Source organism: Brevundimonas sp. ABV4_179, assembly GCF_056311945.1.
On the sequence record NZ_CM149976.1, the window covers coordinates 3,376,125 to 3,398,861 of the forward strand.

Consider the following 22,737-nt stretch of genomic DNA (forward strand, 5'->3'; position numbering starts at 1 on the left):
GCATCAGAAGGGATCCGCAGGACCTTTGCGCGCGGCGGCGATCTCGTGCGGGGTAGGCGCGCGACGGATCGTCAATCGGTCCGATGACCAATCGATCAGGCCACGTTCCGCCATCGCGCGTAGCCAGCCGTCCATCGGCCAGATCGACCACTTAGCGTGAAAGCGGTTGGCGTTGGCGATCAGGGCCTGGAAGTGCTGCAGAGGCGGATCATAGCCCTCGTGATGCTGGTGGAAGACCGGCGCGCCGCCGGCGAAGAGGAGCGGCAGGCCGTCTCGCGCGATGCGAAAGCCCAGGTCGGTGTCCTCGGCCCCGTAGCCGACATAGGCCTCGTCGAAGCCGCCAATCCTATGAAAGGTCGAGCGACGGAGCGCGAAGGCCAGCGACCAGAACAGGCCGGGATTGCACTCCAGTCGTTCGCCATCCTGCGGGAAAGGCCGCACAGGGTGGGGACGCCCGGCCGTCTTCAGCTCCGTGGTCGAGAGCGGCCCGGGCGGGATGGCGTCGGCGGGAAGATAGAGCACCTCCGGACAGACGACGGCGTCGTGATCGGCGAGCAAGGCCTTCATCCGGCCGCAGACCGCCGACGACACGATGCAATCCACATCCAGGAACAGGAGGACGTCGCCTGCGGCCGAGGCGGCGGCGAGATTGCGCGCGGCGGCCAGGGGCAAGACCCCGCCGGGCAGGCGTTTGACCGAGACCGGGAAGTCCAGCAGCGGCAGGGTCACGGGCGCGTCGCTCATGTCGATCACGATCAGTTCGTCGGGCGGCGACGCGCTCAGGCTCAGCCCCTCGACCAGCCGGTCCAGGTGCGCCTGCCGGTTGCGCACGAGCGTCAGGGCGGACAGCGTCGTCATTGGCGGCTCCAGAGATCCAGCCGATAGTTCGGATGTCGCTCGGCGACATCCACCGTCATCATGTCAGACAATCCAATCCAGAGCCGCTCGACGGCCGCATCGGCGGTTTGGGGATAGTCCGTGTCGCCGGTCCAGTGGACGAGAAGGAGGCGCCCGCCCCCAACTAGGACCTGGGCGATGCGGCGCGCCGCCAGGTCGAGGTCGGCGTCGCTCCAGTAGTAGGCCACCTCGGACAGGACGACGAGATCCAGACCTTCAAGAACCGGGCAATCGCGGGGAAAGGCGGCGGTCTCGAACCGGACATTCGGCCGTTCCGACAGACGCTGTCGCGCCCGCGAAAGCGCGGTCGGGCTGACATCGATCGCCACCAGATGATCGCAGATCACGCTGAGCCGTTCAGTCAGGACGCCGCCCGCGCAGCCCACCTCCAGGGCGCAAGCGGCCCGCCGCGAAGACAGCGCGGCGATCGTGCGGTCGAACTTGGCCGCCTCATAGGGGCTGGAGGCCAGATCCCATGGATCGGCGTCGCCGGCGAAGATATCCTCGAAATAGGCCGGGGGGAGCGAGCGTTCAGCCATAGGCGTCGCGCCGATACAGGGTGTCGGAGGCGGCGCGCAGACGCCCAGCCCGGTCGAGGCGGAACCCTCTGCCGAACTTCGGCGTCAGCTGGCTTTGATGGGCCGACAAGGCATAGGCCCTGAGGCCGGCGCTCAAAGGTCGCGTCGTGATCCGCACCTTCGCCCCGGACGAAGCCGCCCCCCATACCGCATAGTCGAACACCGCCACAGGCCGACGGGCCATCCCCGCCGCGTGGCGCGTGAGCCCGGCCGCCGCCTGATGATCGCAATGCGGGTCGTCCGGCCCTGTGACGGCGATCGCATCCACGCGCCGATCACGGCACAGCGTGGCGAGGCGACGCGCAGCGGCCTCGAACATCGGACTGCCGGGCGGGGCAGGATGGGCGTCCATCCAATCCAGAAAGACCGGCGACGCGGCCGCCGACCCCGCCAGGCGTCGGACGGCGCGCCCCGCCTCCAGGCGTCGAAGCCGGACCAACCGTGCGCGCGAGGCCGCGTCGGGGTGATCGTGCGAGCCAGCGCCGTCGGTGAGGACCACGACCCCCGCCAGGCGTCCAGTCTCGGCGACTTGATGGATCAGAGCGCCAGCGCCCAGCGTCTCATCGTCGGCGTGCGGCGCGATGACCAGCCAACGCGCGGATCGCCAAGGCGAGCGTTCCAGCGCCAGGGTCGCCAACCGACCGGTCTTTGCGCTCACCATAGGGCGTCGCCCTCGCCCCAGAGATCACGGTCCAGCCAGGTCCGCCCCGCCTGGTCCTTCGCATAGTCCGGTCCTGCCTGCCTCAGATAGAGGCTCAGATCACGGCTGATCTTGTCGATCCGCTCCCCGTCGAAGGCGCTGCGCGTCCCCACCGCCCGCGCCGCCAACTCCATGACATCCAGGGCGCTGCGTTCCACGACGCCCCGCGTGGCGCGTGCGAAATCCTCGGCGTCCGGCGCTTCGGACGCCGCCCGCATTGCGGCTTCGCGCACCCAAAGCCAAGCCGTTCGCGCGGCCACGACCGCATCGGCGAACCGCGCGCGCTGGATCGGATCGCCCCGCGCAGCCTCGGACAGGGCCTCGCGCAGAGCCAGGACCAGGCCTTCGATTCCTCCCAGCTGCACCGCCGTGAAGCGCCATGCACCGGCCGTGAAGCGCGGCTCGCGATCATAATCGCCCGCACGCCCCAGCCGCTGTTCGGGCTCGATCTCCAACCCTGTCAGATCATAGCGCCCGCTGGTCGTCGCGCGCATGCCGCGCACGCGCCAGCCGCTCAGGTCGGCGCGCTCCGCCTCGTCAGCCGGCACGATGATCAGTTGACGAGCGCCCTGCTCGGGTTGGGCGGTGACGACGGCATGGCGCAAACCGCCCGCGCCCGTTGCGAACATCTTGGCGCCGTGCAGACGATCGCCGATGAGACGAACGCCGGGCGGCGGCTCCGTCGCCCAGACGCCGAACCAACCGCCCTGAGCCAGAACGGCGCCGAGCCAGGCCTTCTGGCGCGTATCGCCATACCAATCGAACAGCGCCAGGGCGTTCACATGGCCTTCGAATAGTCGCCCTACGCTGAGATCGGCCCGCCCGACGCATCGTAAGGCGTCCATCAGGGCGAGCGCCCTGCCGGCCGGTCCGTCGTAGACCGTCCCGCCGCTTTCCACCGGCGCGAAACGTCGGCCCCAGCCCTGACGCGCGAGCAGGGTCATGCTCTCGATGGGATAGTGCGGCGAAGCGTCGTAACGCGCGCCAAGATCGGCAAGCCGACGTTCAAGGTCGATCAGCGGCGCCTTCCCGGCGGCCTTGGTCAGGTGGCTCACGCGCGGCCTCGCATTTTCGATGCAAGGCCGAGCAGCCATTCGCCTGCCGCCTTCAACCCCTCGCCAGTGACGGCCTGGCGGTCGGACGCGCGCAGGGCCAGACTGCCCTCGAGGATCGCCGGCCATCGGGACGCCTCCGGCCAGTGGTCGAGCACGACCGCCGCCCCGGCGCGCGCCAGGGCGGCGGCCTTGGTCATCTGCTCGCCATAGGCGCGCGGCTCAGGCAGGCAGATGAACGGCTTGTCGGCCGCGATCACCGCATTCACCAGACCATCGCCCGCCGCGCCCACCACGATCTCGACCTTGTCCATCTCCTCGGCCACGCTTTCGATCCAGCCGCGAAGCTGGAGGTTCGGCGGAAGGACAGGCGGAGAGGTGATGGGGCCGATGCCCGTCCAGAGCCGGTCGGGCGTCATGGCGGCGGCCTCGACCAGCCGCGCCCCGTCCAGCGGCCGCCCTCCGCGGCCATGGACGACCAGAACGCCTGAGCCTCGGCGGCGACGGGAGGCGTCACGGGGCGCGACATAATGCGTCTTTTGTCGAACCCAGTCCGGCGCGAGGCTGTCCAGGGTCTCGTGGAAAGGCGCGAGCAGAGCCGCCGCGCCCCGAAAGGCGTCGAGGTGGGCGGGGTCCGACCGATCGCCCGACAGCCGGACATAGACGACGGGCGTGGAGCAGAGCCTCGCCAACATCGCCATCTCCACCGAAACATCGATCACGACCAGCGCCGGCGACGTTCGGGCGATCCAGTCGGCGAAACGGGCCGCCCGCGCCCGGACGCCTGGGTGGTGATAGGGCGCATAATGGAGGGCGTCAGGTCTCGCCAGCGCATCGTCTCGGCCCGAGAAGGCGTCGTCCGCATCAGGTCGATCATCGTCCAGATCGACGCTGGCGACGCCCGGTGTGCGCCCCGTCAATCCGGTGCCGAGCAGGACGAACCGCTCCGGCGCAGCGGATGCGATCTCGAGCGCCCGCTGGCGATGCCCGTCGCCCTGATGATGCACGTAATAGCCGATCAAATCGCTCATGCGGCGCCTGCATGACGCTGGCCTAGGTCGGCGCAGTCGGCCCAGGACCGCAGATTCAGATCGAGCGGCATCGGCTCCAACTGGGCCTCGAGAAGGGACAACCCCTGATCGCCGCCGGCGCGGGCGCGTTGCGCGCGTCGCCAGACCGCCCTCCGCCGCCAGTGTCGGAAGTCCGGCGCCAGGATCGGATCGCCGTCGCGCGCCTGGACGAAGAGGCGCGCCATGTGCTCAGCCATGCCGCCGGCGGCGCGCCCCGTAAGGCGGGGCGAGACCCGCGTCCAGACCGAGAGGGGATGGACAAGCCGTGCGCCCTTGGCCTGGGCCGCGATCACAAGCCCCCTATCCTCCCCCGTCGGCAGCTCCGGCACGCCACCAGCTTGCCGATAGGCCTCGGCGGTGATGGCGAGGCTAGCGCCGGTATGGTCGCCATGGCGTGGCGACGGATCGTGTGGCGACGGGTCAAGATCGTCCTCGATGGCGCGGACGGCGGCCCAATAGGCGTCCCATACCTGCTGCAAGGCGACCATCGATCGCGGGAGGTCTTCAGCCTCGTCGATCACCAGCCGTCCGCCGACCATGTCCGCGCCCGTGGAGAGGGCGGCGAGATTGGCCGATAACCAGGTCCGCGGCGGGCGGGCGTCGGCGTCCGTCGAGATGAGAACCCCGCCCGGCGCCGATCCCAAACGCGCAAGACCGGCGCCCATGGCCGCGCGCCGCGCGGCGCCGGCGTGGGCGCGATGGGGCGCGAACCATTCCACCTCGACGCGGACGTCCAGCCGCTCCCGCCAGCGGTCAGCCGCCTCCTGCACGACCTCGACCGAACCATCGGTGGAGTTATTGATGCAGACGGCGACGGGTATGGGCCCGCGATAATCCTGGGCCGCAAGCGCCGCCAGCAGGACGGGAAGACGCTGCTTTTCGTTTCGGGCGGGCACGCAAACGCAAAAACGCAAAGACGACGTCATGCGATCAAGCGGTCCTCAACGGCGTCATTGGCGCGCACGGCCGAGGCGTGGTGCATCTCGACAAGCTCGACATAGAGCTGCTCGTAGGCGTCGACCATGCGCCCCATGTCGCAGGCCGCTTCCGCCCTGGCGCGACAGGCCGACCGTGAAAGACTGATGGCCTCCACGATCGCGCGCGCCAAGTCCTCAACGTCGTCGGGTCGGGCCAAGGCGCCGCAGTCCTTTGTGAGGATGTCGGGAATGGCCCCACGAGCGAAGGCGGCGACGGGTGTGCCGCACGCCAAGGCCTCCGCCACCACCAGCCCATAGGGTTCATCCCAAAGAGGGGTGCAGACGAAGGCGGCGGCCTTTCCGATCTCTTGCGACAAGGCGTCGTGGTCCAGGTGACCCAGATAGAGGGTGTTCGACGTCAACCGCGGCGCAATCTCGGTGGCGAAATAGGTCTCGTCCAGGATGGGCCCTGCGAACCGGAGGGGAATTCCGGCGCGCGCGGCGGCGTCGAGCCCCAGATGAAGCCCTTTTTCCGGGACGATCCTGCCGAACCAGATCAGATGGGGCGGGTCGTCGATGCGGTCGCCCCAGGCGAAGCGCTGCAAATCGATCCCATTGGGAATGACCCGGTCGATGGCGCGGACATGGCTCCATTGCCGACGCATGGCTTCCGAAACGCTGACGAACCTGGCCATCGGCGCGCGCGCCTCGCGAATACCGCTCTCCAGCCAGCAAAAGGGGGGCGTATGCAGCGTGGTGACCATGGGCATCGGCAGGGTCTCGGCCATCGAGACCGGGAGATAATGCAGGCTGTTGTTATGGATTATGTCGAACGCACTGCGCCGAAGTCGGCCCATCAGGGAGAGATAGGCGTGATGCTCCTTGAAGAAGGCGACATCGCTCGCCTCGGCGGTGCCGACCTTCGAGATTTCCGTCTGATCGCAGACGGCTTCAAGACCCAGCTCCGGGTTGGAATGCGTCGCCGCAAACAGCGTGACCGCATGACCCTTCTTGCGAAGTTGCTGACAGAGGAGATGGGTGTGCATTTCAAGGCCGCCCGCAAACGGCTCGGCGATCGGATATTTGAGATGGGCGATAACGCCGATGCGCATCAATGCCGTCCGTGACCGACAACCCGATCCCCCTCGGATCGGTCCATGGCGTTACGCCTGGGTTTCAAAGTCGATGCGGGGCCGTTCGTTCCTGTGTGCGGTTTCGCTCCCGGCCTCGTCGAGGCTGGAGTTGTCGGTCGACCGTCCAGCGCCGCCCCCACACAATACGGCTATGGCCGTCAGGATCCAGCATCGAGCGCATCCTGAGGGCGCAAGGGTCATCGCCGACGCCTGAACTGCGCAACGACGACGAAACGCCCGGAACGCCAACTCCTGTTCAAAGGCGATCCGGCCCGATCCGGGCGGCCGCCACGAGAGTCGATGTCAGCGGATCAGGCGACAGAGCCCAGCGTGTGAGCGCCGCCTCAAACACGGTCGGGTTGATCGCCACGGCGGCGAAGAGCGTCATCGACGACCGAAACTTGAGATCATCCGGCGATCCGAAGAGCTGGCGCAACGACGCCGCCGGCGCCGTTGTCGCTGTCTGGGCGGCGCGGCGCAGCCGCTCGCTCAAGACGGGATCCGCCATATAGGCCTGCGCCTCAGCAAAAGATGTGATCCCATAGAAGGCGGCAGTCGAAGACCGCCCTAAAGATCGGGCTTGCGGAAAGATGAACCACATCCAATGGCCCGCCTTGCGACCGGCGGCGAGCTCGGCCATCGCCCGCTCGAACACCGGGTCTTGCGCCTCGACGAAGCGGTTCAGCCCTGCCGTCATTCGCGCGTATCGCCCAAATCTTCGAACCAGTCTGCATAGGGGGTGTTCAGCGCCATGTGGCGGTTGAAATCGGGCGAGCCGTCGGCCCACCAGACCGGTCCCCGTTCGCCTAAACCGACCTTGGCCTTGTCGACCGCGCGCCGCGCCGTGGCCAGCGCGTCCGCGTCCCCGCTCACCCCGGCCGAGCGCACCGCCCGGCGCGCCGCCATCAACTCGCGGACGAGGCGGTCTCGTTCCCGCGCCGATAGACCGGGATCGGCGCATCGCCAGAGGCGGCCCCGCACCACGAAATACCGACCGTCCGGGGTGGCGGGATAGGACGAAGACCGTGTCATCCCCCCAAAACGCTCAGAACGCGCAATGGCGCCGCTCTCCTCGCGGCCAGCGTGACCGCCCATGCCTTGGCATTGTCGAACCGCAGGAAGTTCTCGCTCGCAACATGCCCATTACACCAAACGGGGGCGCGCCACCGACAGACTTTTGGCCGCGGATCGAAGCCATGCTACGGGTGCAGAAGGGCCCAGTGAGTTGTCGCAGAGGGGCGATTATCTTCGGAAAAGCGCGTAATGGCGTGGCCTGACGCCATCCCCTCTGACCCTACGGAACAATGTCGATAGACCAGGCACGCACACTCTCCGTCGCCCCGATGATGGACTGGACCGACCGGCATTGCCGGGCGTTTCATCGGGCGCTGACGGGGCGGGCGTTGCTTTATACGGAGATGGTGACGGCGCCGGCGGTGGTGCATGGGGATCGCGAGCGGTTGCTGGGGTTCGACGTGGTCGAGCATCCGGTGGCGCTGCAACTGGGCGGGTCCGATCCGGCGCAGTTGGCCGAGGCGGCCAGGATCGGCGAGGCGTTCGGCTATGACGAGATCAATCTGAACGTCGGCTGCCCGTCCGACCGGGTGCAGTCGGGTCGGTTCGGCGCGTGTCTGATGCGCGAACCCGAACTGGTCGCCGACTGCATGGCCGCGATCCGCGAGGCCGTCGCCGTGCCCGCCACCGTCAAATGCCGCATCGGGGTGGACGATCAGGACCCCGAGGTCAGCTTGTTCGCCACGGTGGACGCCTGCGCCGCCGTCGGGATCGCGGTCTTCATCGTCCATGCGCGCAAGGCCTGGCTGAAAGGTCTGTCACCCAAGGAGAACCGCGACGTGCCGCCGCTGGACTATGGGCTGGTGCGTCGGTTGAAGCGCGAGCGGCCGCATCTGAACGTGTCGATCAACGGCGGGATCGCGTCGCTGGGCGCCGCCGAGAGGTTGCTGGCCGAGGAAGACGGGGTGCGGCTGGACGGCGTCATGCTGGGGCGCGCGGCCTATCACGAGCCGGCCATCCTGGGTCAGGCGGATCGGCGCCTGTTCGGAGAGGCCGTCGCCGATATCGACGCCTTCCAGGCGGTGGAGCGCTATCGGCCCTACATGGCCGCGCGTTTGGGCGAGGGCGTCGCCCTGTCGGCGATGACGCGCCATATGCTGGGGCTGATGCACGGCCGACCGGGCGCGCGGGCGTTCCGGCGCATCCTGACGGTGGAGGCGATCCGGCCGGGCGCGGGGCTGGAGGTGTTGGATCGCGCCGTCGAAGCGGTGCGCGAGGCCGAGGCGCGGCGCGATCAGGCGACGTAACTCATTCTTCAAGAGCGGCGGGCAGGATGGCGACAATCCCCTCTTTCAGTTCCCGGAAACCGCGTCATGTCTCGCCATCTTCGACTGACCCCGCTGGTCATCGCCGCCTGTCTGATCCCGTGCGCGGTTCAGGCCCAGTCCAACGAGGGGGGCCGGTTCGCCGTAGGCGCCCAGGTCGGGACGCCCGGTCTGGGACTTCAGGCGCAATGGACGCTGGGCCCCAGGGTGGTGCTGCGCGGCGGTTATGACGTGCTGGATTGGGATCGCGACCAGACCTACAAGGGCATCGATTACGACGCCAAGATCGACTTCAAGTCGCCCGGCGCCTTCGTGGACCTGCACCCGTTCGAGAATGGTTTCCTGGTGTCGGCGGGCGCCTATTTCGGCAGCCGCAAGATCGATCTGGACGCCACCCCGACCGGCAATGTGAACATCGGCGGCGCCACCTTCACCCCTGCCCAGGTTGGAACCCTGACGGGGCGGATCGATCTGGAGAAGACCGCCCCCTTCATCGGCGTCGGCTACGACAACACCTTCACCCTGAACGGCCGCTTGGGCTTTCGCCTTCTGGCCGGCGCGGCGTTCGGCGACAAGCCGAAGGTCGATCTGGATGCGCGGGGCGGAACCCTGTCGAACGACCTCGTCTTCCGTGCGCGTCTGGACGACGAAGAGCGCCAGATTCAGGACGAGGCCGACAAATACAAGGTCCTGCCGGTCGTCCAAGCCGGCCTTAATTTCAGATTCTAGCCGTCAGAGAGCGGATTGGGGCGATCATGCCGAACGCGCCAGCTCGCCTGAAATATTCTTTATTTTTCGAAGGTTAACTACGAAACAAATCGTAACGCGCCGCGCATCGGGCGCGTTCGCCGCTTTCTCGCCACAAGTTAACGCGAAAAGACGCCCGCCGGCGGCGTTGGGAGCCGGCGCCTCCTGAGCCAAGCCTATGATCGGCGCGTCCGCTGCTCTCGCCATGTTTTGGGCCGCCCTATCGTCGATGACGAGCGGGCCTGTCCCCTACAATGTCGCAGTCGCGGCGGATCAGGTCAGGGCTGAAACCCCTGCCGAAACGATCAGTTCCGAAGCCGTCGAAACGGCCTTGAACGCCGAACAGACCGAACTGATGGCCAGCGATCCCGACTGGCGCGCCTCGGCCCGCCTCTATCATGCCGGCGGCGGCGGCGCGACGGGCAACGATTCCCTGGGCTGCCGCCCGATCGCCATGCGCACCGTCGCGGTCGATCCCCGCGTCATTCCGCGCCGCACCAAGCTGTTCATCCGCGAAACGGTAGGCATGCGTCTGGCCGATGGCACCATCCACGACGGCTACTGGTATGCTTCCGACACGGGCGGCGCGATCAAGGGCCAGAAGGTCGACCTGTTCACCGGCAACGGCCGCGGCTCGATGACCCAGGCGCAACGTCTGAATATGCGGACGCTGACCATCGTGGACGCCGGCGATTTCGACGGCTGCCCCCCGGCCTGGACAAACGCCTCCAACTGATCCTGCCTGAAACGGAAAACGCCGGCTGACCGATCAGGTCAGCCGGCGTTTTCGCGCCTGCGACGCCTGGCGGGCGTCAGTCCAACTCGGACACTTCCAGCGTGGATTGGACCATGCTGTCGTTATAGGTGCCGACCCAGATGTCGTAGCGACCGCTCTGGGGATTGGTGATGGTGACCTTGGGGTCCAGGTCGCCGCCGCTGTCGTCGTCACAATAGAAGCGGCCGTTCGGCGTGTTCACCAGCAGGGTGGTGTCCTCCGAAGAGCGCACGCGGAAGGTCAGATCCCCCTCGCCCGGTTCGAAGAAGATCTGGATGTCCGGCGCGGCGCTGACGGACCCCTGGCATCCCGCCTTGGCCGCCGAGGCCGGCACGGAGCCGCCGGCCATGATCGACTTGGTCCACGGATCGGGCGTGAATCCGCCACGCAGGGTGGCCGTTCCATAGTTGGGCTCCAGGTCGATGTCCGGCGCGGCGCCGGACGTGCTGTCGGAACCGCCTAGTTCGCTGATCTTCAGCGTCGATTGAACCATGCTGTCGTTATAGGTGCCCAGCCAGATGTCGTAGCGGCCGCTTTCGGGGTCCGAAATGGTCACGAGCGGGTTCAGCTCGCCGCCGCCGTCGTCGTCGCAGTACCAGCGCCCGCCGGGGGTGTTGATCAGCAGGGTGGTGTCCTCGGACGCCGCCGCGCTGATCGTTAGGTCCAGATCGCCGGCGGTGTAGTTCAGTTGCAGGTCGGGGGCGGCGCTGACCTTGCCTTCGCAACCCGACTTGGCGGCCGAGGCGGGGATGGAGCCGCCGGCCAGAATCGACTTGGTCCAGGGGTCGGGCGTGAACCCGGTCTCCAGCCGCACCGAACCGTAGTTGGGCTCCAAGGTGAAGTCGGGCTTGGCGCCGCCCTTTTGGGCGAAACTGACGCCGGGGGCCAGCAGGACCGAAGCGGCGGCGACGAAGGCGATGGATTTCATTGAAGCTCCCTCCAGCAACGGCTGACCGCCGCACGCAGGCATCCTAATGGCTTTCAGGTAATGGCGCAGCTTGAAATCGAAGCCGGTCGTCAAAACCGTCGGCGGCCCGAGATGGTTTCGAAGAACAGGCGGAAGTCACCCATCAGGCTCCACAGCGGATATTTGAACGTCGCCGGACGGTTCTTCTCGAAGAAGAAATGCCCGACCCAAGCGAAGCCGTATCCTACCAGAGGCATGGCCAGCAGCCACCAGCCGTTCTGCGTCGCCAGAAAGGCTGCGAAGGCCAGGATCACAAAGCCCGTGCCCACGACGTGAATGCGCCGACAGATGCGGTTGGAATGCTCGTGGATGTAATAGGGATAGAAGGCCTCAAACGAGGCGTATCGTCCCTCGGGCGCGGACGGGGTGCTCATGGACACAGCCTGCGCCCGGATTTGGCGGGTGGCAAGTCACGCGATCCGCCCGAATGCTCCCGTGTCATCCTGGGGCTCGAGCCCACGATCCATAAGCTTGGCCTCGAAGACCGCGTATGACGGCGACCATCGGGAATATGCATCCTCGCCACGAGGGCGAGGATGACGGGGAGCGTAGAACGGCAGATTCAGCCCTTCGGCTTGCCCTTGAAGCCGTCCTTCTTGAAGCCCGGCTTGGCCTTGAACGGCTTCTTGGCGAAGGGTTTGTCGCCGGCGGGCTTGCCGCCTTCGGCCGCCTTGGGCGCCCAGGGTTTCTTCTTGAAGGGCGGGCGAGCGTCGCCCTCGCCTTCGGCGCGTTTATAGGGGGTCTTCTTGAACGGGCGATCGCCGTCTTCGCGGTTCGACTTGCCTGCGAAACGGCTGGCCTTCATCGCGCCTGGCGTCGGGGCCTCCGAAGGGGTGATGCGGACCTCGTCCTTGGACGCGGCGATGGCTTCGCGGAACGCCTTTTCGTGGGTCTTGGCGATCTCGAACCGGGTCTCTTCGGGGAAGGTGCGAATGGCGCCGATCTGGGGTTTCGAGATGCCGCCGATGCGGCAGATCAGCGGGATCAGCCATTTGGGGTCGGCGTTCTTGTTGCGGCCCACGTCCAGGCGGAACCAGGTCACATCGTCAGCGCCCAAGCGCTCGCCGGGCCAGGGCTGAGCCGCCGTGCCGTCGTCGTTTCGGACCATGCGGTCGCGCTTGGCGGGGCCGCGATCGGCGCCCGGATCGGACAGTTCTTCCGGCGCCGGCTGCTCCTTGCGCAGCAGACGCACAAGGGCGGCGGCGATCTCGTCGGGCGTGCGCTCGGCGATCATGCGCTTGGCGACGATCATGTCCTCGTCGGTGACTTCGGCCTCGAAGAATTCGGGCGACAGCAGGCGGCCTTCATCGGCCTTGCGGATTTCGTCGAAGGTCGGAGCGCCCGACCAGACGGCGTCGACCCCGGCCTCGTCCATCAGCCGCTCGGCCTTGCGACGACGCGAATGCGGCACCAGCATCACGGAAACGCCCTTCTTGCCCGCACGGCCGGTCCGGCCCGAACGGTGCAGCAGGCCGGCGCGGTTCATCGGGAGTTCGGCGTGGATGACCAGACCCAGGTCCGGCAGGTCCAGACCGCGCGCGGCGACATCGGTGGCGACGCAGACGCGGGCGCGGCCGTCACGCAGCGACTGAAGCGCGTCGGTGCGCTCGCGCTGACCCATTTCGCCCGACAGCGACACGGTCGAGAAGCCGCGCTCCAGCAGCGAGGATTGCAGGTGACGCACGCTGTCGCGTGTCGAGCAGAAGACCATGGCGCGCGGCGCCTCGAACCAGCGCAGGGTGTTGACCACCGCGTGCTCGATCTCGTTGGGCGCAATGCGATAGGCGCGGTATTCGATGTCGGCGTGCTGGCGCGTCTTGTCGGTCGCGTCGATGCGGACCGCGTCCTTCTGATAGCGTTTGGCCAGGGTGGCGATATCGCGCGCGATGGTCGCCGAGAACAGCAGGGTGCGGCGTTCGGCCGGCGCCTGATCCAGAATGAACTCCAGATCTTCGCGGAAGCCCATGTCCAGCATCTCGTCGGCCTCGTCCAGGACGGCGACCTTCAGCTCCGACAGGTCCAGGTTGCCCCGGTCGATGTGATCCTTCAGGCGGCCCGGCGTGCCGACGACGATGTGAACGCCAAAGCCCAGGGCGCGGGCTTCGCGACGCGCATCCATGCCGCCGACGCAGGTGGCGATCTTGGCGCCGGAATCGGCGTACAGCCACTGAAGCTCGGACGCGACCTGCATGGCCAGTTCGCGGGTCGGGGCGATGGCCAGGCACAGCGGCGCGCCGCCCGGGCCGAAGATCGGCTTGTCGCCCAGCAGGGTCGGCGCAGCGGCCAGACCGAAGGCCACCGTCTTGCCCGATCCGGTCTGGGCCGAGACCAGCAGGTCGCGATCCGCATGTTCGCCTTCCAGAACGGCGGCCTGAACCGGAGTGGGTTCGGCATAGCCCTTGTTGATCAGGGCGCGGTCGAGCGCGGGGTGGACGGCGGGAAAGGGCATGGGAAACCTGGGCAAACGGACAAGGGCGGTCGCCGAAACGACCGCGCCCGGCCGAGGTCAGACCTCAGGCCGGGCGAATGGTGACGCTCTATACACGGATAAAGGCTGAAGCGGGGCGGAAAACGCCGTTCACCCTGATCCTTCAGGCGGCGTTGACCTGAAAGACGCACTTTGGGGACCGAACGCCCCTCGCCCGGACCCCGCCATGCAAATCCTGTCCATCGCCGCCGCCGGAATGACGAACGCCCAGACCCGTTTCGACACCAGCGCGCGCCGAACCGTCGCCGCCCCGCTGGACGACTTCGCGGGCGAAATCGCAGAACGCCTCCAGGCCAAGACCACGTTCAACGCCAACGCCGCCGTCGCCCGCACCGCAGACGACATGACCGGAACCTTGCTGGACATCCTGGCGTGACCCGTCAGCCCAGGATCAGCGCCCAATCCTAGGTCGCGCGGTCTTGTCCGAACGCAAATCGTCCTGAGGCATTGTCATGGATCGAGGAGAACCGACATGGCCGCGCGTCCCACCTGGCAAGGACATCTGAAGCTGTCGCTGGTCACCTGTCCGGTGGCCCTCTACACGGCGACGACCAGCACCAATGACGTGCGGTTTCATCTGATCAACCCCGACACCAACAACCGCATCCGCATGGTGCCGACCGATCCCGACACCGGCCCGGTCGAGCGTAGCGACCTGGTGCGCGGATATGAGGTGTCCAAGGACGAATACGTCCTGTTCGACGACGCCGACTTCGACAAGGTGAAGCTGGAAAGCACCAAGACCATCTCGATCGACAAATTTGTCGATGAGGCGGACATCGACCGGCTGTATTGGGACGATCCCTTCTTCGTGGTCCCGGAGAAAGGCGCGGGCGTCGAGGCCTTCGCCGTCATCCGCGACGCCATGAAGAAACAGGGCAAGGTGGCGCTGGGCCAGTTGGTCCTGCGCGGAAAGGAGCGCCAACTGGCGCTGGAGGTGAGGGACAAGGGGCTGGTCGCCTACACCCTGCGCGCCCATGACGAGGTTCGCGATTCCGACGACTATTTCGACGACATCCCGACCGTAAAAGCCGATCCCGACATGGTCGAGATCGCCGCCCGCATCATCGGCCAGAAGGAAGCTGACTTCGATCCGTCCGACTTCAAGGATGGCTATGACGATGCGCTGCGCGCCATGATCAAGGCCAAGTCCAAGGGCGGCAAGGGCGTGGTCGATGTCGCCGAACCGGACGACACCAATGTCATCGACCTAATGGCGGCCCTGCGAAACAGCCTGACGGGATCGGCGACAGGCGCGAAGACGACGGGCAAGAAGGCGCCAGCGAAAAAGGCTGCTCCGAAGAAGAAGCCGGCGCCGAAGAAAAAGGCCGCCGCCTGACGCATTTTCACTTCCGCTCATCCCCGCTTTCGCCGGGAAGTGCGGGGTCAGAGCATGCCCATCTTTTTCAGCCCCGGTTTCAAACTGACCGCTGCGGCCCGGAAATCCGCCCACGGGTCGGGCTTTTTCAGCAGCGTCTGATAGGTCCACAGGTTGAACGCCGCCGGGTCCAGACCGGCCCGCACCTGCCCCCACGACAGCGGAAACGCGATCCCCGCCCCCGGCCTCGCCCGGGGCGACCAGGGCGCAACCGCTGTCGCCATCCGCCCGTTCCGCAGATAGTCGATGAAGACCTTTCCGCCCCGCGCCTTCTTGGCGAGGGTCGTGGTGAACCGGTCCGGCGCCTCGACGCGAATGGCCTCGGCCACCGCCTTGGCGAAAGCCTTGTTCTGGTTCCAGGTGACGCGCGAGCGGGCGTCGGTCCTGATCGGCACGACGACGTGCAGCCCCTTGCCCCCGGTCGTCTTGACGAAGGCGGCCAGGCCCAGCGCCTCGATCTTCGCCTTCACGACCTTGGACGCGGCGATCACGTCGGCGAAGTCCAAGCCCTCGTCGGGGTCCAGGTCGAAGGTGATCTGCTCAGGGACTTCCGGCTGGCCGGGCGCACAGCCCCACGGATGCAGTTCCAGCCCGCCCGACTGAGCGATGGCGACCAGGCCGCCAACATCGACGGCCGCGACGTAAGGGGTGCGCGCCTTGACGTCGATCAGCTTCAGCCGAGGGTTAGACCCCGCCATGGCGTGCCGCTGGAAAAAGGTCTCCCCGCCGATCCCCTCGGGCGCGCGGATAATCGAGGTCGGCCGCTCCGCCACATGGGCCAGAATCCGCTCGGCCGTCGCCTCATAGTATCGCGCCAGATCCGTCTTGGTGACCGCCGGCCGGTCGCCGACGCCGGGCCACAGCACCTTGTCAGGGCTCGAGACGGTCACGCCCGCCACCACGACCTTGCCGGGCTTGCCGGTCGACCGCACCGTCGTGGCGGCCTTTTTCGGTTCGGCCAAGTCGGCAGGCGGTTGCGGCGCCTCAGTGACTTCGCCGGCCGTCTTGTCCTCGCGCAACCCCTTGAACGCCGCCTGCCGCAGCGAGCCGGCTTCGGTGTATCCGCCATGTTCGACCTCGGCGACCAACACGGGCCTGACCCAATGGATGTCCCTGGCCGCCTTGGGCGCGCCCGCCCCGGCGAAGGGCGACTTCTCCCCCGCCACGGCCTTCAGCGCCGGAACCAGCGTCTTCGTCACCGCCTCGCCATAGCCGGTCCCGACCCGGCCCAGATAGCGCAGGCCGCCCTTATCCCTGACACCGACCAGCAACGAGCGAAACCGCGTCCCGCCCTCCGACGACCAACCGCCGATCACCACCTCGTCGCGCCCCCGGCATTTGGACTTCAGCCAGGTCGACGACCGCCCCGCGTGATAGGGCGCGTCCAGCTTCTTGGAGATCACCCCTTCCAGATCCATCCGACAGGCGCTCTCCAGCACCGCCTGCCCGGTCGACGCGAAATGTTCGACGTAGCGCAGCCGCCCTGCGCCCGCCCCCGACCCTGAGGCTCCTATCCGCTCCACATAGGCCTGTAGCCGCGCCTTGCGATGCGACAGCGGCAGCTTGCGCAAATCCTCCGCGCCTTCGAACAGCAGGTCGAAGGCGAAATAGACCAGACCGTCCGTCTTCTCGTCCGAGATCGCGGCCTGCAACGCCCCGAAGTCCGGCATGTGATCGTCGTCCAGAGCGCACAGCTCCCCGTCGATCACCGCATCGGGCCAGGTCGCCGCGTCCGCCGCCAGGTCTGGGAAACGGTCGCTCCAGTCCAGACCTTTGCGCGTCCGCAACACCGCACGACCGCCGCCGACGCCGATCTGGATGCGGTATCCGTCGAACTTTATCTCGTGCGCCCACCCCGCGCCGCCCGGCGGATGATCGGCGACCTTGCATAGTTGGATCGGCGCGAAGGCCGGCGGCTTCTTCGCCTTCTCGGCCGCCTTCGACGGCCTGGGCCTGGCTGGACCTTTACGCCCCGTCGGCTTGGACGCCGTCCATTCCTTGCTCCCGTCCGCGATCTCGGCCAGCGACCGCCCTGTCGTGACCGATGCGTCGATCTGGGCCAGAGCGTCCCCCTCGCCCGCCACGGCGAAGTCGTCCTTCTCCTTCAGCAGCAGCCAGTTGTTGCGCTTGGACGGCTTGCCTCGATCGCTCTTCAAACGGATCAGGGCCCATTTGCCCTTCAGCCGCTCGCCGTGAAGGATCATCTTGATCTGACCCTTGGTCCAGGCCGCCTCCAGGTCCGGCTCCTGCGGCTCCCAGGTCCCAACGTCCCACATCTGCACCGTGCCGGCGCCATAGTTGCCGGCGGGGATCGTGCCCTCGAACGATCCATAGTCCAGCGGATGATCCTCGACCTCGACCGCCAGCCGCTTGACCGCCGTGTCGCGTGACGGCGCCTTGGTCACGGCCCAGGACTTCAGCACCCCGTCCGCCTCAATGCGGAAATCGTAATGCAGCCGGGTCGCGGCATGGCGCTGGATCAGATAGCGAAATCCGCTCTTGGCCCACGCAGACCTGGCGCCCTTCGGCTCCGGCGTTTCGCCGAACCGGCGCTTGGCCTGATAGGTCTTCAGTTCACCGCGCATATTGGCGTAATCCGCCCCGCGCCAAAGCGTTGCCTCAGCGACAGAAGCGCGTGTCGGTCGCCTCCAGGTGCAGGTGGTCGTGGTGGACGGCGTTGTAGTCGGGGCTCAGGGTCGTGCCGAAGATGCGGCAGGCGTCGTCGCGGATGCGGCGCAGGAAGCGCGCTTCGGCCGTGTCGCCTGACCAGTCCTTCGTGACGGTGATGCGCCGCCCGTCCCTCAGCCGCACCCCGGCGAAGTCCAGCGCCGCCGCCTGGGCATGGGCGCTGATGCGGCTCGACCCCACGCCATTGTTCACATTGCGACAGGCGTAGGCGCCCATGTGATCGATCTGGACCACGTCCGAGCCCAGGATCTCGCGCGCCGCCGGCTCCAGCGACTGACGCCGCCAGATGCTCAGCGCCAGCGCCGTCTGGCAGGTCATCTCAACATCGCCCGGCGTCATGCGCGCCACCGTGCCCAGATCGGCGCCCAGCACCCCGCCTTGATGCAGGCCGCAGGTCGCGGTGTTCTGACGATCCGGCACAGGACTGAACCGCACGCGCGCGGCGTTCAACTCGGCCAGACACCGGCCCAGATCGCTCCCCTCGCGCACCACCAACGCCTGGGTGCCGCCGTCGATGGCGCGATCCACCAGCCCCCCCACCAGCGGCGCCTCCGTCCGCGACGGATAGGGCGAGGACGGCCGCAACGGCTCGGGCGGCCGCCGCACGCATCCGCTCAGGACGAGCACGGCGCCGAGCGCTATCACAAGGGGCGACAGGCGTGAGGGGAAGAGCATGGTCGGGACGCTATCTGATTCCCTCTTCGCCCGTGGTCACGACGCGGAGAGCCGTCTATCGGCGGTTTTCGGAAGCCCCCTTGGCCCTGCAGCGATCCGAGCAAAACCGCACATGCTCCCAGTTCCGCGCCCACCTCTTGCGCCATGCGAAAGACAGCCCGCAGGCGGCGCAGACCTTGGTCGGCAGATCGGCCTTGGCCGGCGCCGTGCCCAGATTGACGTGCTTTCGACCCATATCGCCCGCCAAGAAAAAGGGCGGCCCTTTCGGCGCCGCCCTTGATCGTCTTCAGCTGTCGAGGAAGGACCGCAGTTTGCGCGACCGCGACGGGTGCTTCAGCTTGCGAAGCGCCTTGGCCTCGATCTGACGGATGCGTTCGCGCGTCACCGAGAACTGCTGACCGACCTCTTCCAGCGTGTGGTCTGTATTCATGCCGATGCCGAAACGCATCCGCAGAACCCGCTCCTCGCGCGGCGTCAGCGAGGCCAGAACCCGCGTCGTCGTTTCGCGCAGGTTCGACTGGATGGCGGCGTCGATCGGCAGGACGGCGTTCTTGTCCTCGATGAAGTCGCCCAGGTGGCTGTCTTCCTCGTCGCCGATGGGCGTTTCGAGGCTGATCGGCTCCTTGGCGATCTTCAGGACCTTGCGCACCTTCTCCAGCGGCATGGCCAGCTTTTCGGCCAGTTCTTCCGGCGTCGGCTCGCGGCCGATTTCGTGCAGCATTTGGCGGCTGGTGCGGACGATCTTGTTGATCGTCTCGATCATATGCACCGGAATTCGGATGGTGCGCGCCTGATCGGCGATGGAGCGGGTGATCGCCTGACGAATCCACCAGGTCGCATAGGTCGAGAACTTGTAGCCGCGACGATACTCGAACTTGTCGACCGCCTTCATCAGACCGATGTTGCCTTCCTGGATCAGGTCCAGGAACTGCAGGCCGCGGTTGGTGTATTTCTTGGCGATGGAGATCACGAGGCGCAGGTTGGCCTCGACCATTTCCTTCTTGGCCTGACGGGCTTCGCGTTCGCCCTTCTGAACCGTCTGAACGATGCGGCGATAGTCGTCGATGGGCAGGCCGGCTTCCAGCGCCACGGCGGCGACGTCGGAACGGATGGTCGCGATCTGGCTGGCTTCGTTTTCGCTGAACTTGGTCCAGCGCACGCCCTGCTCCTTGATCCGGTCGGTCCAGGTCGGGTCCAGTTCAGCGCCGAAATAGGCCTTCAGGAACTCAGGACGCGAAATCCCGTAGCTGTCGGCCAGACGCAGAAGGCGGCCTTCCAGACCGATCAGGCGCTTGTTGATGGCGTAAAGCTGCTCGACCAGCGCCTCGATGCGGTTGTTGTTCAGCTTCATCGTCTTCAGACGATCTGAAATCGCCACCGTCAGGGTGCGATAGGCTTTTTCGTCCTTGGCGCTCAGGACCTCGCCCTTCAGACGGGTCTGAACCAGCTTGTCCTGCAGACCGCGGAACTCGCCGAAGTCCGCGGCGATGAGGTTCAGAACCTCCATCACGCCGTCGCGCAGCTCGGCTTCCAGCGCCGAAATGGACATGCCGCCGCCGTCGTCGAAATCATCGTCATCGTCGTCGTCGGACTCAGGCTTCTCTTCCGCCACCGGCTTGTTTTCGGCCTCTTCCTCCTCTTCGCCCTCCGGCTGGGCTGCGCCCGGCAGGGACGATGGATTCAGCACGCCATAGGTGGCGTCCAGGTCGATGACCTCGCGCAGCAGGATGCGGTTGTTCTCAAGCTCGTCGCGCCACACCATGATGGCTTCGAACGTCAGGGCGCTCTCGCACAGGCCCGAGATCATCGCGTCGCGACCGGCTTCGATCCGCTTGGCGATGGCGATTTCGCCCTCGCGGCTCAGCAGTTCGACCGAACCCATTTCGCGCAGATACATCCGCACCGGGTCGTCGGTGCGGTCATAGGCGGCCTTGGCCGGGGTTTCGGCGACGCCGGTGGAGGCGGCGGCGGCGACGTCGGTGGACTGCTGCTCCTGCGCGTCCTCTTCCGCCTCGACGACATTGACGCCCATTTCGGACAGCATCGCCAGGGTGTCTTCGATGGCGTCGGGGGTGACCTCTTCGGACGGCAGGACCTTGTTCAGCTCCTCCATCGTCACATAGCCGCGCGCCTTGGCCTGTTTGATGAACTTCTTGACGCCGGCGTCGGTCAGATCGAGCAGGGGCCCGTCGGTCGAAACCTCGGCGTCCTGCGTCTCGGTCTGTGCGTTCATAGTCAGTCTGTCTCCAGCCGGAGGGGGTGATCAATCCGCCCCGGCGAAAAATACAATGCCTGGCGAGGCGTAAGGTTACGCGCCCGCGCTGTCTTCCCAAATCGTCCCGGCTTTGATCGCACGGCGAAGCGCATCCCGCTCGGCCTTCAGCCGGCGGAAAGCCTCATCCTGCCCAGGCACGCCACGCGCCTGGGACAAGGCGTCCTCCAACGCGGCGACCCGCGTCGAAGCGTCGAACGCCTGCGACCATCGGACCCTTGCCTCGGCGAGGGGCGCATTTGCGGCCAGGAATGGCGCGCCGGACTTCGCCGCCGCCTTCTCGACCTCGCGCACTAAGGCATCATGACCCGATTGCGCCAGATGGCGTCGCAGGGCGGCGGAGTCAAGGGATCGTCCCGACAGACGCAGACGAACCAACTCCTGCGCCAGGCCATCCAACCCCTTGTCGCCGAAACCATGGGCCGAAATCTCCTCCAGATGGTCGTCCATCCGCTCGGGATCCTCGATAGCGCCGTGGGCCAGGGCGGCCGGCACGGGTTCGATGGCGCGAAACAGCGACTGCATCGCCTGCGCCCCTTCCGCCGTCTGCCCCAGTTTCGGCGGCGGGCCGAAACCCCGCCTGCCCTGCCCCGGCGCCCAGGGCGCGCGCTGTGAACTGCGGGGGAACAGGGCGTCAAAACGTTCGAACAGATCGCGTCTGTACTGTTCGGCCAGATCCTTGTCCTGAATGGCCGAGGCGGTGTTGCGAAGACGCGCCTTGAACCCGGCCTTCCGCTCGGGCGTGTCCAGCGGCTCCAGATCCTGTTCGCGGCGGAACAGCACCTCGGCGAAGCCGTGAGTCTCGGCCAGCGCCTGGCGCAACGCGGGCGCGCCTTTGTCACGCAGGATGTCGTCCGGGTCCTGCCCCCCGCTGAGCAGCGAGAACCGGAACGACCGCCCCGCCTTCAGCAGCGGCAAAGACCGTTCGATGGCGCGATAGGCGGCGCGCAGACCCGCCGCGTCGCCGTCGAAGCACAGCACAGGCTCATGCGACACCCGCCACAGCCGCTCCATCTGTTCTTCGGTCAGGGCGGTGCCCATGGGCGCGACGGCCGGCAGGCCCGCGCGCTGGCAGGCGATGACGTCCATATAGCCCTCGACCACGATGATGGCCTGGTCGTTCTTGGATTCCGCCCCAAGGATTCGTCGCGCCTCTGGCAAGCCGTAGAGGGTCGCCCCCTTGTGAAACAGCGGGCTTTCGGGGCCGTTCAGGTATTTGGCGCGATCGTCGGGGTTCATGGCCCGACCGCCGAAGCTGACGATTCGGCCGCGCGCATCCAGGATCGGAAACATCAGCCGGTCGCGGAACCGATCATAGGGCTGGCCGCCGCTCTCGGGCGCGATCAGCAGGCCGGCCTCGACCAGATCGGCCGGCCGCGCGCCGCGTTGGACCAGCGCCTGTTTCAGCCCCTCGCGGTCGTTAGGCGCATAGCCCAGCCCGAACCGCTCCCACTGATCTTCCGGCAGGCCGCGCTTTTCCAGATAGTCGCGCGCCGCCTTGCCCGGCGTACGGCGCAGGTTGGCGGCGAACCATTTCTGGGCCAGGTCCATCCAGTCCGACAGGCCTGCTCGCTTCTGCTCGCGCTCGGCCTCCTTGGGGTCTTCGGCGGGAAGCTGCATCCCCGCTTCGCCCGCCAGCCGCTGCACCGCCTCGACGAAGCTCAGCCGCTCCGTCTCCTGCAGGAAACTGATGATGTCTCCGTGTTTGCCGGACGAGAAGTCGTGGAAGAACCCCTTGTCGTCATTGACGAAGAAAGACGGCGACTTCTCCTTGGAGAAGGGCGACAGGCCCACGTATTCCCGGCCCTGACGTTTCAGCTTCACCGTCCGCCCGATGACGTCGGACGGCCGAAGGCGAGCCTTCAATTCATCGATGAATCTTTCGTCGAAACGCACCCGGCGATCCTTAGGCGTTCAGCCCTTTCACGTCGACGGATTAAGGGGCGATCAGGCGGTTCGTCCAGTCATCCCCCGATAACCGAACGAACCGCCGCATCGCAGAAGGCGTAAACCGCAGCGTCCCCCAACGCCTTGGCTTAACGAAGTCCTAACGCCTCGCGG

At 66.9% G+C, this 22,737-nt stretch carries 22 protein-coding genes; 5 read left to right on the forward strand and 17 right to left on the reverse strand.

Annotated elements, in window-relative coordinates; all coding sequences use genetic code 11:
* Positions 1–3 precede the first annotated feature (3 nt).
* From ACYX4P_RS16560 to ACYX4P_RS16600, 9 genes are all read right to left on the reverse strand, one after another.
* Positions 4–858, reverse strand: a complete 855-nt coding sequence (locus tag ACYX4P_RS16560; RefSeq protein WP_248118263.1) for a glycosyltransferase family 2 protein — start codon at positions 856–858, stop codon at positions 4–6.
* Positions 855–1,436 carry a class I SAM-dependent DNA methyltransferase gene (locus ACYX4P_RS16565; RefSeq protein ID WP_248118265.1) on the reverse strand — a complete coding sequence of 194 codons (582 nt, stop codon included), beginning with the start codon at positions 1,434–1,436 and terminating at the stop codon, positions 855–857. Before ACYX4P_RS16565 ends, ACYX4P_RS16560 begins: the two co-directional genes overlap by 4 nt.
* The gene (locus ACYX4P_RS16570) at positions 1,429–2,133 is read right to left on the reverse strand and encodes a PIG-L deacetylase family protein (protein ID WP_248118267.1); all 705 of its coding nucleotides are present in this window, start codon (positions 2,131–2,133) and stop codon (positions 1,429–1,431) included. Before ACYX4P_RS16570 ends, ACYX4P_RS16565 begins: the two co-directional genes overlap by 8 nt.
* A complete protein-coding gene (locus tag ACYX4P_RS16575) occupies positions 2,130–3,230 on the reverse strand; it encodes an acyl-CoA dehydrogenase family protein (protein ID WP_248118269.1) in 1,101 nt (366 codons plus the stop codon). Before ACYX4P_RS16575 ends, ACYX4P_RS16570 begins: the two co-directional genes overlap by 4 nt.
* Positions 3,227–4,258: a glycosyltransferase gene (locus tag ACYX4P_RS16580; RefSeq protein WP_248118271.1), complete on the reverse strand. Its 1,032-nt coding sequence runs from the start codon at positions 4,256–4,258 to the stop codon at positions 3,227–3,229. The genes ACYX4P_RS16575 and ACYX4P_RS16580 overlap by 4 nt, the downstream gene beginning before the upstream one ends.
* A complete protein-coding gene (locus tag ACYX4P_RS16585; RefSeq protein WP_248118273.1) occupies positions 4,255–5,193 on the reverse strand; it encodes a glycosyltransferase in 939 nt (312 codons plus the stop codon). Before ACYX4P_RS16585 ends, ACYX4P_RS16580 begins: the two co-directional genes overlap by 4 nt.
* Before the next feature lie 26 nt (positions 5,194–5,219).
* Positions 5,220–6,326, reverse strand: coding sequence for a glycosyltransferase (locus ACYX4P_RS16590; protein WP_292047323.1), 1,107 nt, complete (start codon positions 6,324–6,326; stop codon positions 5,220–5,222).
* Between the two features lie 277 nt (positions 6,327–6,603).
* Positions 6,604–7,044 (reverse strand): DUF1810 domain-containing protein, encoded by a 441-nt coding sequence (locus ACYX4P_RS16595; RefSeq protein ID WP_282438845.1) that lies wholly within the window; start codon positions 7,042–7,044, stop codon positions 6,604–6,606.
* Positions 7,041–7,379, reverse strand: coding sequence for a hypothetical protein (locus ACYX4P_RS16600; RefSeq protein ID WP_248118275.1), 339 nt, complete (start codon positions 7,377–7,379; stop codon positions 7,041–7,043). The genes ACYX4P_RS16595 and ACYX4P_RS16600 overlap by 4 nt, the downstream gene beginning before the upstream one ends.
* Before the next feature lie 272 nt (positions 7,380–7,651).
* Between ACYX4P_RS16600 and dusA the strand changes: the two genes are divergently transcribed.
* The 3 genes from dusA to ACYX4P_RS16615 all read left to right on the forward strand — a co-directional run bounded on the left by dusA (position 7,652) and on the right by ACYX4P_RS16615 (position 10,169).
* On the forward strand, positions 7,652–8,668 hold the full coding sequence (gene dusA / locus ACYX4P_RS16605; RefSeq protein WP_248118277.1) for a tRNA dihydrouridine(20/20a) synthase DusA: 1,017 nt from the start codon (positions 7,652–7,654) through the stop codon (positions 8,666–8,668).
* Positions 8,669–8,734: 66 nt separating this feature from the next.
* Positions 8,735–9,415, forward strand: coding sequence for a hypothetical protein (locus ACYX4P_RS16610; RefSeq protein ID WP_248118279.1), 681 nt, complete (start codon positions 8,735–8,737; stop codon positions 9,413–9,415).
* A gap of 196 nt (positions 9,416–9,611) precedes the next feature.
* The gene (locus ACYX4P_RS16615; RefSeq protein WP_312571008.1) at positions 9,612–10,169 is read left to right on the forward strand and encodes a 3D domain-containing protein; all 558 of its coding nucleotides are present in this window, start codon (positions 9,612–9,614) and stop codon (positions 10,167–10,169) included.
* A 76-nt stretch (positions 10,170–10,245) separates the two neighbouring features.
* On the opposite strand, the gene ACYX4P_RS16620 is transcribed toward ACYX4P_RS16615, so the two are convergent.
* The 3 genes from ACYX4P_RS16620 to ACYX4P_RS16630 form a co-directional block, all read right to left on the reverse strand.
* Positions 10,246–11,136, reverse strand: coding sequence for a hypothetical protein (locus ACYX4P_RS16620; RefSeq protein WP_248118283.1), 891 nt, complete (start codon positions 11,134–11,136; stop codon positions 10,246–10,248).
* An 89-nt stretch (positions 11,137–11,225) separates the two neighbouring features.
* Positions 11,226–11,549, reverse strand: coding sequence for an Mpo1-like protein (locus ACYX4P_RS16625; protein WP_248118285.1), 324 nt, complete (start codon positions 11,547–11,549; stop codon positions 11,226–11,228).
* A gap of 188 nt (positions 11,550–11,737) precedes the next feature.
* Positions 11,738–13,624 (reverse strand): DEAD/DEAH box helicase, encoded by a 1,887-nt coding sequence (locus ACYX4P_RS16630; RefSeq protein WP_248118288.1) that lies wholly within the window; start codon positions 13,622–13,624, stop codon positions 11,738–11,740.
* A 205-nt stretch (positions 13,625–13,829) separates the two neighbouring features.
* Between ACYX4P_RS16630 and ACYX4P_RS16635 the strand changes: the two genes are divergently transcribed.
* Positions 13,830–14,039: a flagellar hook protein FlgE gene (locus tag ACYX4P_RS16635; RefSeq protein ID WP_248118289.1), complete on the forward strand. Its 210-nt coding sequence runs from the start codon at positions 13,830–13,832 to the stop codon at positions 14,037–14,039.
* 96 nt (positions 14,040–14,135) lie between these two features.
* The gene (gene ku, locus ACYX4P_RS16640; RefSeq protein ID WP_248118291.1) at positions 14,136–15,002 is read left to right on the forward strand and encodes a non-homologous end joining protein Ku; all 867 of its coding nucleotides are present in this window, start codon (positions 14,136–14,138) and stop codon (positions 15,000–15,002) included.
* A 47-nt stretch (positions 15,003–15,049) separates the two neighbouring features.
* On the opposite strand, the gene ligD is transcribed toward ku, so the two are convergent.
* The 5 genes from ligD to dnaG all read right to left on the reverse strand — a co-directional run bounded on the left by ligD (position 15,050) and on the right by dnaG (position 22,572).
* Positions 15,050–17,626: a DNA ligase D gene (gene ligD / locus ACYX4P_RS16645; protein ID WP_248118294.1), complete on the reverse strand. Its 2,577-nt coding sequence runs from the start codon at positions 17,624–17,626 to the stop codon at positions 15,050–15,052.
* Positions 17,627–17,660: 34 nt separating this feature from the next.
* Positions 17,661–18,335: an extensin-like domain-containing protein gene (locus tag ACYX4P_RS16650; protein WP_248118296.1), complete on the reverse strand. Its 675-nt coding sequence runs from the start codon at positions 18,333–18,335 to the stop codon at positions 17,661–17,663.
* Positions 18,336–18,459: 124 nt separating this feature from the next.
* Complete coding sequence (locus tag ACYX4P_RS16655) at positions 18,460–18,639, reverse strand: DUF2256 domain-containing protein (protein WP_248118298.1); 180 nt, start codon at positions 18,637–18,639, stop codon at positions 18,460–18,462.
* A gap of 51 nt (positions 18,640–18,690) precedes the next feature.
* Positions 18,691–20,637, reverse strand: a complete 1,947-nt coding sequence (gene rpoD, locus ACYX4P_RS16660; protein ID WP_248118300.1) for an RNA polymerase sigma factor RpoD — start codon at positions 20,635–20,637, stop codon at positions 18,691–18,693.
* A 75-nt stretch (positions 20,638–20,712) separates the two neighbouring features.
* Positions 20,713–22,572 carry a DNA primase gene (gene dnaG, locus ACYX4P_RS16665; RefSeq protein ID WP_248118302.1) on the reverse strand — a complete coding sequence of 620 codons (1,860 nt, stop codon included), beginning with the start codon at positions 22,570–22,572 and terminating at the stop codon, positions 20,713–20,715.
* Positions 22,573–22,737 lie beyond the last annotated feature (165 nt).

What these genes read in the sequence shown, in the direction of transcription:
- ligD (WP_248118294.1), bottom strand. Translation starts at nt 17,626, where the DNA reads ATGCGCGGTGAACTGAAGACCTATCAGGCCAAGCGCCGGTTCGGCGAA.
- rpoD (WP_248118300.1), bottom strand. Translation starts at nt 20,637, where the DNA reads ATGAACGCACAGACCGAGACGCAGGACGCCGAGGTTTCGACCGACGGG.
- ACYX4P_RS16565 (WP_248118265.1), bottom strand. Translation starts at nt 1,436, where the DNA reads ATGGCTGAACGCTCGCTCCCCCCGGCCTATTTCGAGGATATCTTCGCC.
- ACYX4P_RS16610 (WP_248118279.1), top strand. Translation starts at nt 8,735, where the DNA reads ATGTCTCGCCATCTTCGACTGACCCCGCTGGTCATCGCCGCCTGTCTG.
- ACYX4P_RS16655 (WP_248118298.1), bottom strand. Translation starts at nt 18,639, where the DNA reads ATGGGTCGAAAGCACGTCAATCTGGGCACGGCGCCGGCCAAGGCCGAT.
- ACYX4P_RS16630 (WP_248118288.1), bottom strand. Translation starts at nt 13,624, where the DNA reads ATGCCCTTTCCCGCCGTCCACCCCGCGCTCGACCGCGCCCTGATCAAC.
- ACYX4P_RS16615 (WP_312571008.1), top strand. Translation starts at nt 9,612, where the DNA reads ATGATCGGCGCGTCCGCTGCTCTCGCCATGTTTTGGGCCGCCCTATCG.
- ACYX4P_RS16580 (WP_248118271.1), bottom strand. Translation starts at nt 4,258, where the DNA reads ATGAGCGATTTGATCGGCTATTACGTGCATCATCAGGGCGACGGGCAT.
- ACYX4P_RS16560 (WP_248118263.1), bottom strand. Translation starts at nt 858, where the DNA reads ATGACGACGCTGTCCGCCCTGACGCTCGTGCGCAACCGGCAGGCGCAC.
- ACYX4P_RS16635 (WP_248118289.1), top strand. Translation starts at nt 13,830, where the DNA reads ATGCAAATCCTGTCCATCGCCGCCGCCGGAATGACGAACGCCCAGACC.
- ACYX4P_RS16625 (WP_248118285.1), bottom strand. Translation starts at nt 11,549, where the DNA reads ATGAGCACCCCGTCCGCGCCCGAGGGACGATACGCCTCGTTTGAGGCC.
- ACYX4P_RS16590 (WP_292047323.1), bottom strand. Translation starts at nt 6,326, where the DNA reads ATGCGCATCGGCGTTATCGCCCATCTCAAATATCCGATCGCCGAGCCG.
- ACYX4P_RS16595 (WP_282438845.1), bottom strand. Translation starts at nt 7,044, where the DNA reads ATGACGGCAGGGCTGAACCGCTTCGTCGAGGCGCAAGACCCGGTGTTC.
- ACYX4P_RS16620 (WP_248118283.1), bottom strand. Translation starts at nt 11,136, where the DNA reads ATGAAATCCATCGCCTTCGTCGCCGCCGCTTCGGTCCTGCTGGCCCCC.
- ACYX4P_RS16600 (WP_248118275.1), bottom strand. Translation starts at nt 7,379, where the DNA reads ATGACACGGTCTTCGTCCTATCCCGCCACCCCGGACGGTCGGTATTTC.
- dusA (WP_248118277.1), top strand. Translation starts at nt 7,652, where the DNA reads ATGTCGATAGACCAGGCACGCACACTCTCCGTCGCCCCGATGATGGAC.
- ku (WP_248118291.1), top strand. Translation starts at nt 14,136, where the DNA reads ATGGCCGCGCGTCCCACCTGGCAAGGACATCTGAAGCTGTCGCTGGTC.